This window comes from Ignavibacteria bacterium, assembly GCA_016873845.1.
GTDB lineage: Bacteria > Bacteroidota > Ignavibacteria > Ch128b > Ch128b > JAHJVF01.
Genome location: VGVX01000037.1, coordinates 1 through 12364 on the forward strand (window position 1 = coordinate 1; position 12364 = coordinate 12364).

The 12364-nt window shown below is 37.0% G+C and carries 9 protein-coding genes; 5 read left to right on the forward strand and 4 right to left on the reverse strand.

The genetic code is table 11. The features are described from left to right. Positions 1-1473 (forward strand): T9SS type A sorting domain-containing protein (locus FJ213_08120; protein ID MBM4176124.1); only part of this gene is annotated, 1473 nt, incomplete at its 5' end. A 156-nt stretch (positions 1474-1629) separates the two neighbouring features. Here the strand turns inward: FJ213_08120 and FJ213_08125 are convergent. The 3 genes from FJ213_08125 to FJ213_08135 form a co-directional block, all read right to left on the reverse strand. Further along, on the reverse strand, positions 1630-3153 hold the full coding sequence (locus tag FJ213_08125; GenBank protein MBM4176125.1) for an aromatic amino acid lyase: 1524 nt from the start codon (positions 3151-3153) through the stop codon (positions 1630-1632). 53 nt (positions 3154-3206) lie between these two features. Next, positions 3207-4472: a GTPase HflX gene (gene hflX / locus FJ213_08130; GenBank protein MBM4176126.1), complete on the reverse strand. Its 1266-nt coding sequence runs from the start codon at positions 4470-4472 to the stop codon at positions 3207-3209. Positions 4473-4576: 104 nt separating this feature from the next. After that, on the reverse strand, positions 4577-6691 hold the full coding sequence (locus FJ213_08135) for a hypothetical protein (protein ID MBM4176127.1): 2115 nt from the start codon (positions 6689-6691) through the stop codon (positions 4577-4579). Positions 6692-6904: 213 nt separating this feature from the next. On the opposite strand from FJ213_08135, the gene alaS reads away from it, so the two are divergent. The 4 genes from alaS to FJ213_08155 are packed head-to-tail and all read left to right on the forward strand — an operon-like array spanning position 6905 to position 11145. Then, positions 6905-9469 (forward strand): alanine--tRNA ligase, encoded by a 2565-nt coding sequence (alaS, locus tag FJ213_08140; GenBank protein ID MBM4176128.1) that lies wholly within the window; start codon positions 6905-6907, stop codon positions 9467-9469. Continuing rightward, the gene (locus FJ213_08145; GenBank protein ID MBM4176129.1) at positions 9459-9788 is read left to right on the forward strand and encodes a YbjQ family protein; all 330 of its coding nucleotides are present in this window, start codon (positions 9459-9461) and stop codon (positions 9786-9788) included. Before alaS ends, FJ213_08145 begins: the two co-directional genes overlap by 11 nt. 10 nt (positions 9789-9798) lie before the next feature. Beyond that, a complete protein-coding gene (locus FJ213_08150) occupies positions 9799-10560 on the forward strand; it encodes a geranylgeranylglyceryl/heptaprenylglyceryl phosphate synthase (GenBank protein MBM4176130.1) in 762 nt (253 codons plus the stop codon). After that, complete coding sequence (locus FJ213_08155) at positions 10561-11145, forward strand: SIS domain-containing protein (protein MBM4176131.1); 585 nt, start codon at positions 10561-10563, stop codon at positions 11143-11145. A 209-nt stretch (positions 11146-11354) separates the two neighbouring features. Here FJ213_08155 and FJ213_08160 read toward each other — a convergent pair whose 3' ends face one another. Then, complete coding sequence (locus tag FJ213_08160) at positions 11355-12341, reverse strand: site-specific DNA-methyltransferase (GenBank protein ID MBM4176132.1); 987 nt, start codon at positions 12339-12341, stop codon at positions 11355-11357. Positions 12342-12364: the final 23 nt, after the last annotated feature.

Below are 12364 nucleotides of genomic sequence, written 5' to 3' on the forward strand. Positions count from 1 at the left end.
GGAACGATAGATTATGGAACTGATACATCATATTCTGCAGCTCTATATAACGATCAAAGCACTTATTCCACTCTAGACATTAGGAATAACGTTTTTGTTAATTCAATTAATAAAACTACTTCGCCAAATATATCTTATTCAATCTATACCAGAGGTTCAATAAATACAATAAATAATAACAATTATTATGGTTCAGGTCCGCAATATATATTAGGATATCGTTCTTCTAACAGAACTACACTCGCTGACTGGCGTTCAGCAACCGGACAGGATGGCTCATCAGTTTCAGGAGACCCCGGGTTTATTTCACAAAATAACTTGAAACCCGACGTTAATAATTCAAATTGCTGGACTTTAAATGGAAAAGGCATTCCAATTTCATCAATCAATTCTGATTATGACGACAATCCAAGAAGCACTTCTGTTTCAGATGGGGCAACAGATATTGGTGCTTATGAATTCACTCCTAATGTATCTCCGCCAACTTCCAACGCCTCCGGTGTCCCAGTACCTAATACAACAACCACCTATACTTATGCAGGAAATACACTTGTATCAATAGATTGGGGTGAAACCGGCACTGTTCCAAATGAAGTAGATGTTAAGTATTATCCGGGTACTAATCCTCCTCCTCCCTTAACCGGAAACTACAGCAATGCGTATTGGGATATAAATGGAACCGGCGGAACGGGTTTTACTTACGATATTACATTGCACTATACGCCGGCGGTGATAGGTACAATCGGCTCGGAAAATGATATAATTATTGCCAAAAGAGACGGAGGCGTGTGGACACCATATTCTAACGCTGTTGTAAATACATCTAATAAAACCGTTACTTTAACTGGTCTAACTTCATTTTCACAATTCGCCCTTACTGATGTTAATTCGCCCCTTCCTATTCAGCTATCAGCTTTTTATGTTGAGGTTAAAGGTCGTGATGTAATTCTAAACTGGGAGACAAAAACTGAGATAATGTCCAATCATTTCGAAATTGAAAGATATAAAGTTAAGGGTAAAGATGAACAAAAAAAGGAGTGGGAAAAGATAGCATCTATTAATGCACACGGCAACAGTAATTCACCTAAAAATTATTCTTTTAATGATAAAAAGCTTGGAAGCGGCAAATATTTTTATCGCTTAAAAATGATTGATACCGATGGCTCTTTTACCTACAGTAATGAAGTTGAAGCTGAAATATCTTTACCGACTGAATTTACTTTGATGCAAAATTATCCGAATCCCTTTAATCCGAGTACAGTTATAAGCTATCAGCTTCCAGCAGCGAGTCATGTAACTCTCAAAGTTTATGACGTTCTTGGGAGAGAAGTCGTTTCGCTAGTCAATGAACAGAAGGATGCCGGTGCTTATGAAATTAATTATGATGCTTCAAAACTTTCGAGTGGGATTTATATTTACAAGCTTAATGCAGGAAATTATTCCGCTATAAAAAAGATGATGATTGTGAAGTAATTCTATTATTAATGGATGAGCCGCTTGTTCAAAGATTCCATCCCGATTTGTCGGGATGGAATCTTTTACGTGTGATCTCAAATTTCTGATCTAAAAAACCGACTTTTCTAATTCATCTGCAGCTTAAAAAGTCGGGTTTTTTATTTTGGTAATTAATTACCCCAAACTTCCAACTGACTTTTCGACAGCATCAAGAATTTCGCATGACTTAACGACTTGCTTCATTTTTGTATGATCGGGATAAAGCGGTCGGTCAACGTCCAAATGTTCAACATGCTTTCGGATCACTTTTCGGGCAGTTTCAACTCCATCACCATGTTTGAACTCTCGGAAATCAAGTGCTTGTGCTGCAGCCATAAACTCTATTCCTAAAACTCCATAAGCATTATCGAGGATTTGTCCATTTTTAATTGCTGTGTTCATTCCCATCGAAACAAAATCTTCTTGATCCGCAGCAGCCGGAATCGATTGAATCGACGCAGGTGCTGATAAAATTCTTTGTTCAACTATCAAGCTGTCGGCAGTGTACTGGCTCAGCATCAATCCAGAAAACATTCCCGCACCTTTTGTGAGAAATTCTGGAAGCCCGACGCTCAATGCAGGATTGAGCAATCGATTTAATCTTCTTTCCGAAAGAACGCTTACCATTGTAACCGCAGCACCGACAGAATCCATCGGAAGCGAAACAGGTGTTCCTTGAAAATTCGCTCCGGTTAAAGTCAGCCTATCATCAGGCAGGAAAATGGGATTATCGCCAACTCCATTCAGTTCAGTTTCTACTTGCTCTTTTGCCCAGCGGACTGCATCGTGAGCCGCTCCAATCACTTGTGGAGTTGAACGCATGGAGTAAGCATCCTGGACTTTTGTTTTTATCTTTCCTGTTTGGAGATCGCTTCCATTGATACATTTCATAATTGCATTTGCACTTCTAACTGCACCGGAAAATCCACGCAGTTGATGCAGTCGCAAATCGTATGGTTTTAAGTTCGCCATTAATGCTTCGAGCGTCATTGCCGCTGAAATTTCTGCTTGCTTCAACCAGCGATTTATATCATACAAATGGATTGCACTCATTGCTGTCAGAAGATTTGACCCGTTGATCACTGCAAGTCCATCGCGAGCTTGAAGTCCTGGAATTTTTATTCCCGCTTTTTCAAAAGCAGCTTTGCCTATGAGTCTTTCACCTTTGTAAAACGCCTCTCCTTCTCCCATCATCAATAATGCGATTTGTGACATTGGAGCCAAATCGCCGCATGCACCGACAGAACCTTTTTGGCAAACAACTGGCGTCACGCCTTTGTTTAACATCTCGACGAGAGTAAATGTAATTTCCGGGCGGCAGCCTGAGTGTCCTTTTGCATGAACATTAATTCTTCCAGCCATTGCACCGCGAACGTATTCGATAGGGGTAGGATCTCCAATTCCCGCCGCATGATTGTATATAAGATACTTTTGAAAATCTTTGACTTGTTCATCAGTGAGAACAATTTCAGAAAATTCTCCAATACCTGTATTAACGCCGTACATAATTTCGCGTGCGGCAATTTTTTCTTCGAGCATTGCGCGGCAGACTTTTATTCTATTTAATGCATCGCTGTGTAGCTCAACTTTCTCGCCAAGTCTTGCGATGCTTACAAGTTTTTCTGCTGTTAATGCTGAACCTGTTAAAATAATTGACATTCTTTCTCCAAAAAAATTTAGTTAAATGTACTTTAAAAAGATTTGACAGCTGATCAAACCTTTGAAATTAACTTTAATATCTTTTTATAGTTTACTTGTTTCGCTGTGAAGGAAACGGCTATTTTATCTTCAAAATATTTTGTTTCGACGTTCTCGCTTAAATCGTGAATCGAAGAAAGCACCCTTGATTGTGTGAAATCTATCTCAACATCTCCTTTAACTATATTACTGTTCATCGAACTTTCGATCTTTTCAAAAAGCTGAGTAATGTTCACTCCCCTTTCTGCAGAAACGAAAACACAACCAGGATATAAATTATTTAATTTATTTATTTGAGATGTATCATCCAGTAAATCGATTTTGTTAAACACAATCTGAACTTTATTTTTATCGGCATGAATTTCTTCAAGAGTTTCATTGACGACATTTATCTGCTCCTGAAAGTTATGATGACTGGAATCAACTACATGCAGAATTAGATCAGCGTCAACGATTTCTCTCAGCGTACTTCTGAATGATGCGATTAAGTTAGGCGGAAGCTTTCTGATAAATCCCACAGTATCTGAAAGCAAGAAAGTTGAACCGGATTTTGTCCGAACTGTCCGTGTAGTTGAATCGAGTGTGGCAAACAGTTTATCTTCCACTAAAACATCCGCATCCGACAATAGATTAAGCAAAGTAGATTTGCCGACATTCGTATAGCCAACCAGTACAACCTTGAAAATATCAGTACGTTGTTTTCTTTGTGTATCGCGCTGGATATCTATTTCATCGAGTTTTTGTTTTAATGATGAGATTTTTGTTTTGATAATTCTTCTATCAGTTTCAATCTGCGTTTCGCCTGGTCCTTTTGTCCCGATTCCGCCGTATTGTTTTGATAAGTGCGTCCATTGCCGCGTCAAACGAGGAAGAAAATATTCGTATTGTGCTAACTCGACTTGGGTTTTTGCTTCTCGTGTTTTTGCATGAGATGCAAAAATATCTAATATAATCGCACTTCGGTCAAGCACTTTGCATTTAGATAGATTCTCCATGTTTCGAACTTGAACAGCACTTAATTCATCATCAAAAATTATTGCACTGATTTTATTTTCCTGAGCGTAGAGAGCAATTTCTTCTGCTTTTCCTTTACCAATCAAATATGCCGCATTCGGACGGCCGACATCTTGTATAAAAACTTTTTCAATCTCTGCGCCTGCTGTTGTGCAGAGCAAATGCAATTCATCGAGATGCTCATGAACAGTTGCGCGGGATGTTCCCGGTAAAATTGCACCGACAAGAACGACTTTTTCTAATTGATTTGACCTAATCTCGAGCAATTTATTGTCCTTCAGCGGAAAGCTTAATCATATAATACACTCGCCGCTTTCTCCTTCTTCCATTTAACATTTTACATCTTCCATTATCCATTCTCCATCATACATTATTCACTGACTGCTATTACTTCGCTCTTTGCAGTTCTAGCAATTATCATTTCCGCAACAAGGCAAAGCAATGCTAATATCAAAAATAATTTCCACAACTCAGTTCCAAATCTTTCTTGCTCAATCGACTCCGTAATATTGTCCGAAATGTTAAAAATTTTTGTTTTTGCCTCCGGCGCGGCTTTGTTGATGAAATCACCTAGCTCACTCTCGGCAGCTTTATCAAGATTGGACTCTTTTATATCAATATTCACTGAGATTATTCTTAGAATATTTTCTCCATCGTACAGAAAAAAATTTCCCGGAATATCGACAGCGCCGAAATCAATTACTGTACTATTTCCTCTTAAACTCGTTTCAACTATTTTTTCTCTTCCATCTGGAAATACTAGCTTGATCTGCTTTCCGATCCTTCGATTGAAGATTATCGAAAAATTTTTTCCGACTTGAAAATCTTCATTCACACTTTCAGTTGAAGCTGAATAAAGTATGAGTCTATTTATAAGGGGAACAAAAATTCCTTTTACTGCGAAATCACTCCACGATGGACTCAAAGAGGAAGTAAAAAGAAATATCTTGCCTGATTGGTAATTATGTTCAATTAAGAAAGAATATCCATTTTGAAGATCAATTATCGATTTATCTTTCAGTCCAGCTTTATAATTAAAGGAAAAAAATACCTTGGGAGATTCCACATTGGCTGATCCTGATTTTTGAAAAATGTTTTGCATTAAAGGATGAGCATAATCGATTTCGCCGAACTTCAAATAAGAATCACCATTATTCAATCTGCCCGTCGTTCCCAGCATATCAGAAAATTCAAATTCTGCACTGAATCTATTAAACGAAATTGAATTCGTGTTTAAGCTTGGAAAGGTAATTAATCTTCCTCCATTTACAACATACTCCCTCAGCTTTGAAATATCCTGCAGTCCATTTACTCCATAAATAATTACGGAATTAAATTTTTCTAAATTATGTGAATTAATTAGATCAGGAGTGACTTGAGTAATTTCCACCAGAAGTGACGTTGCATCTTCTATTGTTTGTTCAAGTGCAAGTTTCAAAAAAATCGATTCTGAAGGATTATCCGAAACAAGAAGCACCTTTATTTTTTCCGGAATGAAAAAGTTTGCGAATCGAATGTTGTCCTGAAGCAACTCATCGTCTTCAATTTCCATTCGAACATCGATGAAGCCTGATTTTTCCGATCGCCCGTTAAATTCTGCAATTCGTGTCTCTTGTGATGGAATATCAATCCCTTTTTGTGCGACTTTCGATTTGCCGAAATAAATGCTCGTACTTAAATCATTTACGCTCGATTGACTATGATTGCTGACCGCTGCGGAGAAATTCACGGCTCTGTTCATCTCGAAAATTTTATCGTTCGTTCCGACCGAGTCAATTGAATAATTAATGTGCTTGTTCAAACCTATGTTAATAAAATAAATTTTAGATCTTTGATCGAGAACATTTGAAAGCACCACTGGATTTTCTTTTAAATTATTTCTCTGAAGATCACTTACTAAAAATATTTCTTTGGAGAAATTTTTTGAAGATTCGATAATCTTCGAAGCTGCTATCAGTGTAGTTTCATAATCATTTGAAATGTATGACACCTCTGTTTCATCGATCATTTTTTCTGCGAGACTGGTCGAGACCGGAGAATACACTTCATTTGTAGACTGTATTTCAGAAAATTTCAAGAAATAGATTTCGTCCCCCTCTTCGGTTAAATTCAATAAATCTTTAGCCGCTCTTTTTGCCTGTAGAATGTATTCTCCCCTTTTATCGGAAAGCGACATACTTGGAGTATTGTCGAGCAGAATTATAAATGTCGATTTAACCTGCGATCCAAATCCGGCCAATGACACATTTTTTATCGCAGGCCTCGAAAAAGCAAGAACTAAAAAGATGATTGCAGCGACTCTCAGCGCGAGCAGAATAAGCTGCTTGAGTTTGATCTTTCTCATCTTATTTTTCTGCATCTCCTTTAGAAATTGAAGCGTGCTGAATTCGATAACTTTCAGCTTTCTTAAATTCAAAAGATGGATAATTATCGGTATCGATGCGGCAAGAAGCCCGAGAAGTACAAAGGGATTAAGAAATGTCATTTACGAAAAGTTAAAAACCACTTTTTATTTTCAAGTTAATTTGGGATATATATAAAATCAAGGTAACAAGACGAAATAATTTTATCGCATTGAGATAAATCCCTTTTCTACACAAAATAGTCCAAATCCATTAAATTGTATAAGACTTATGTTAAACTTATATTTGAACCAAAATTAATATTCAATTGCTATGGATTTAAGTATTTTTAATTTATGACTTCAAATGAGATAAGAAATCAATTTTTTGAATTTTTTGAGAATAAAGACCATCGAATTGTTGCAAGCGCACCTGTTGTTCCTTATGACGATCCGACTTTACTTTTTACAAACGCCGGAATGAATCAATTCAAAGACGTTTTTCTCGGAAACGGCATTCGCGAATATAAGCGTGCCGCGGATACTCAAAAATGTATCCGTGTCTCCGGAAAGCATAACGACCTTGAAGAAGTTGGATTTGATACTTACCATCACACTTTTTTTGAAATGCTGGGAAATTGGTCGTTCGGCGACTATTACAAAAAAGAAGCTATTCAATGGGCGTGGGAATTACTGACCGAAATTTGGAAGCTCCCTAAAGAAAGACTATACGCAACTGTTTACAAAACAGACGATGAAGCTTTTAATTGCTGGGAAACCTTGACCGACATCAATCCAAAACACATTCTCCGGTTTGGTGAAAAAGATAATTTTTGGGAAATGGGTGAAACCGGTCCGTGCGGTCCATGTTCTGAAATTCATATTAATCTTTCTGATAACATTGACGATGCAAGCTTGGTGAATAAAGGCGTTCCCGAATGTATCGAGATCTGGAATTTAGTTTTCATTCAGTATAACCGAAAATCTGATGGGGAACTTGAACCACTTAAGGAAAAACATGTTGATACGGGAATGGGATTCGAACGGCTCGTTGCGGTGCTTCAAGGGAAAAATTCAAATTACGATACTGATATTTTCACTCCAATAATAAAAAAAATTGAAGAGTTTTCGGGAAAGAATTACGAAGGTGAACAAAATCAAATTGCAATGCGAGTGATTGCAGATCACATCCGTACCTTAACATTTGCAATTGCAGATGGAGCGGTGCCATCGAATGAAGGACGCGGATATGTTTTAAGAAGAATCCTCCGAAGAGCTTCTCGCTTTGCAAGGAAACTAGATCTGCACGAGCCAATACTTCATAAGCTTGTTCCGACACTTGCACAAACAATGGGAGAAATTTTTCCGGAAATCAAATCTCATCAAAAGCAGCTTGAAGAAATCATTAAAGGAGAAGAGGAGTCTTTTGGTGAAACTTTAGATCGCGGACTTGAAATTTTCGATTCAATCGTAAAGAAACTTAAAAAAGAAAAAAAGACTGAAATCCACAGTGAAGATGTATTTAAACTTTACGACACTTATGGATTCCCTTTTGATTTAACAGAATTAATGGCTCGTGAGATTAATCTGTTTGTTGACAAAAATAAATTCGAAATCCTTATGAATCAGCAGCGGGAAAGATCGCGCGAAGCAGGTAAGTTCAGCACAGCTCCTGCTTTCTTAAAGTTTTCTTCTGGGGATAAGAGTATTGAATCAAGCGAATTTATCGGCTACGATTCATTTGAGTCAAAATCTTCTGTCCTTGCTGCCGCCGAAGAATTTGTTGTCCTCGATAGAACTCCATTCTATGCTGAAGCTGGCGGTCAAATTGGAGATACTGGCAGATTAATTTTGAACAATGAAATCATAAATGTAACCGATACTCAGAGAGACGGCGAAGTCATATATCATAAAATAGATACTCCAAAAAAAAATCTCGAAGGAAATATTGTCGACGCCAAGGTTGATGTGATTCGACGTAAATCAATTATGCGAAATCATTCCGCAACACATTTGCTTCACAAAACTTTGAGGGAAATTTTAGGATCGCATGTAAAACAAGCCGGTTCGCTAGTTGATCCTGATAAATTACGATTCGACTTCACACATTTTAAGAAAGTTTCTAAAGAAGATCTTAAAGCAATTGGACAATTAATAAACCATAAGATTCGTGAATCTCTTCAGCTGCAGCATCACCGCGATATTCCATTCGAGCAGGCTAAGAAAATGGGAGCTTTGATGTTCTTTGGTGATAAGTACGGCGATAAAGTTAATGTTGTACAATTCGGAGATTTCACAATGGAATTCTGCGGCGGTACGCACATAATGAATACTTCTGAAATAGGACTGCTGAAAATTATTTCTGAATCAAGTATCTCCAGCGGAATACGAAGAATTGAAGCTGTGACAGGCGAAGGTGTTGAAAGGTACATAAACTCTCAGATCGATGTCATTGATGAATGGAGCAATAAATACGAACAGCTAATTGATGAAATGAAATCTCTTGAAAAAGAAATTTCACGGCTAAAATTAGTTGAAAATTTTTCTAAACTGGATTCCTTTATTGTAAATAAAAATGAAGTCGATGACTTAGCAATAGTTACCGGACTTGTTGCTGTAAATGATATCGAACAATTGAAAAATCTCGGTGATATTCTTCGCGAGAAAATAAAACGCGGAGTTGGAGTTCTAGCATCAAACTTTGATGAAAAAGCCACTTTTGTTTGTGTTGTAACAGATGATTTAATCAAAGAAAAAAAACTAAGTGCAGGAAAAATCGTTGGCGAGCTTGCAAAGCTAGTCGGAGGAGGAGGTGGTGGGAGACCACATCTCGCTACTGCAGGTGGAAAAGACATCTCTAAAATAGATTCTGCCTTATCCAATGTTGAAAATATTATTAGGAGTTTCATAAATGGATCATAATTTAATTACAACCGCATTCTCTCTTGAAGGTTATCGGATTAAAAAGAATCTCGGCGTAGTACGAGGAATAATTGTACGTTCACGTTCTATTTTTGGTACAATCGGTGCAGGGCTGCAAACAATTTTTGGCGGCAATATTACTTTATTCACTGAGCTGTGTGAAAAAACAAGAAAAGATTCATACGAGTTGATGATAACACATGCAGAGGAAATTGGAGCGAATGCAATTATCGGATTTCGATACGATGCAAACGAAGTTATGTCGGGTGTAACAGAAGTGTTAGCTTACGGAACAGCAGTTGTTGTAGAAAAAGCTTAATTGAGGCAATATGCTTTATCAAAAAATTTTAGCTGAAATAGAAACAAAAGGAGCTCTTCTATACATTCTAATTGATCCCGATAAATCTTCAACCGAAGAGTTAAAACAATTCATAACTACGTGTGAAGGATCAAACGTGGATGGGTTTTTAGTCGGCGGAAGTTTAATGATGTCGGGTGATTTTGATTCTTACCTTAAACAATTAAAAATGATAACCAAGCTGCCTGTCATAATTTTTCCAGGCGGTGTTGAACAAGTTTCACAATATGCTGATGCAATTTTATTTTTATCAATTATAAGCGGAAGAAATCCGGAGAATTTAATCGGAAAACATGTTCTCGCGGCGCCATTGATAAAAAGAATTGGAATCGAGCCGATATCAACCGGCTATATGTTGATTGAATCCGGTAAAACCACCACTGCGGAATTTATGAGTGGAAGCAAACCGATTCCCCGTCATAAGCCTGAAATTGCCGCCGCACATGCAATTGCCGCTGAATATCTTGGGATGAAATTAATTTATCTTGAAGCTGGAAGCGGAGCCGAACATTCTGTTCCCGAAGAAATGATTTTTGCCGTTTCAAAAATCTGTTCCCTCCCAATTATTGTTGGCGGAGGAATTCGGAACCCAAGAATGGCAAGAAAAAAAGTTGAAGCTGGCGGAAAGATAATTGTGATCGGTAATCATTTTGATGATAAAAGCAATCATTCGCAACTGAAAGAATTTGCAGACGCTGTTCATATTAATCTAAATCCGTTAATCGAGGTTTGAATGAATAAACAAAAATTTATTGAGGAATCTTTATTAGAAAGTTCCAACCTTAAAAAAGAAATCCTAAAAAATTGCCAAAATGAAATATTAAAAGCAGTGGACGAAATTACAGCAATGTATAAGCGCGGTAACAAACTTTTACTTATCGGTAATGGAGGAAGTGCCGCGGACTGCCAGCACATTGCAACTGAATTAATGATAAGATTGAGCCATCATATTCAACGGCCGGCTTTACCTGCGATTGCACTTACGACAGATTCTTCAAATTTGACAGCAGGTGGTAACGATATTGGTTACGAAAATGTTCTCGCAAGAAATGTTGAGGGTTTGGGAAACAGCGGCGATGTTTTATTAGCTATTTCAACAAGTGGTAATTCGCCAAACATTTTAAAGGCAATAGACAAAGCAAAAAGTAAAAACATTTTTGTGATTGGATTGACGGGAGAGACCGGGGGAAAGATGTCAAATATTTGTGATTTAATTATCAAAGTCCCGTCGCAAAACATTCAACGAATTCAGGAAGGACATCTTACCATTGAGCATATTATTTGTGAATTAGTTGAGATGGAACTGTACAGTAACTGATAATTTATATAAGGTGACTTCTAAAAACTTCAAGTAACAAAAAATAAATCTCAAATAATTCTCAACAACCAAAATTCAATCCGACGTGGTGGACAAAACAAAATAAAAAAAGTATTCGTTTGAAATTTAGTTCATTGAATTTGGAATTTATTTGCATTTGGAACTTGTGTTTTGAGATTTTAGAGATAACCATAATGATATCTACTCAATTATTCTTCAAATAAGTTTGAATTATTTGAATTAGTTATTTGGGATCTTGAAAATTTTTGTTCATTCAACGTATTTCTTTCCCAAAAGACTCCATCGAAATAACCTTGAATGGATTTATCATTTTCTGCGATCGCGAGTCGTTTTTCCGAAAGACTGCAGTAATTATTATCTATTTCAATCCCAGAATATTTTCTTCCTAATTTTTTTGCAACGACACATGTTGTTCCAACGCCGGCAAACGGATCAAATATAAAATCTCCAGGATTTGAACTCGCAAGAATTATTTTTGCTAGTAGTTTTTCCGGCTTTTGAGTTGGATGATCTGTATTCTCAGGCATTGACCAAAATGGAATTGATATATCCGTCCAAATATTTGAAGGATAAGTTAAACGATAGCTCTTATCGCCTTTTCGTTCCCAGTCTTTTGGAGTTCCATTTTCGTCAGTATATGGAGCAATGACTTTTCTTTTTTGCTTAACATCCTCAATGTTGAAAGTATACTTATCAGAGACCGTACAAAACCAGATGTCTTCCGAATTATTTTTCCAATTTGTTTTTGCGCCGCGTCCTTTTTCTCTTTCCCAAGTAATTCTATTTCTAACTTTCATATATTTTTCTACGATGATTTGGATAGGTGTCGAAGATCGCCAATCCCCGCAAATATAAACCGATGCGGTCGGTTTCAATGTCCTGATTATTTTTGAGAACCAAGATTCAAACCAATGTTGATACTCTTCGAGCGCAAGCTTTTCAAAGCTTGTTTCGTTAAATTTTTTTTTGAGGTTATACGGCGGATCGATGAATAAAAGGTCTACGAATTTTTCAGGAAGTAAGTCCAGAACTTTAAATAAATCTTGATTGATGATTTTATTTTCAATCTCAAGCGCTGTAATTTTATTGGAAATCTGAATGAGTTTTTTTTTATAAATCGCGATTTCTTCATCCGCTAAGTTAATTGTTCTATTTCTAGGAGCTCGCTTTTTCATAACTCATATTTCAACCTTGAAGG

Coding starts and splice junctions, on each gene's coding strand:
- FJ213_08155 (MBM4176131.1), top strand. CDS start 10,561: ATGAATAAACAAAAATTTATTGAGGAATCTTTATTAGAAAGTTCCAAC.
- alaS (MBM4176128.1), top strand. CDS start 6,905: ATGACTTCAAATGAGATAAGAAATCAATTTTTTGAATTTTTTGAGAAT.
- FJ213_08150 (MBM4176130.1), top strand. CDS start 9,799: ATGCTTTATCAAAAAATTTTAGCTGAAATAGAAACAAAAGGAGCTCTT.
- FJ213_08135 (MBM4176127.1), bottom strand. CDS start 6,691: ATGACATTTCTTAATCCCTTTGTACTTCTCGGGCTTCTTGCCGCATCG.
- FJ213_08125 (MBM4176125.1), bottom strand. CDS start 3,153: ATGTCAATTATTTTAACAGGTTCAGCATTAACAGCAGAAAAACTTGTA.
- FJ213_08160 (MBM4176132.1), bottom strand. CDS start 12,341: ATGAAAAAGCGAGCTCCTAGAAATAGAACAATTAACTTAGCGGATGAA.
- FJ213_08145 (MBM4176129.1), top strand. CDS start 9,459: ATGGATCATAATTTAATTACAACCGCATTCTCTCTTGAAGGTTATCGG.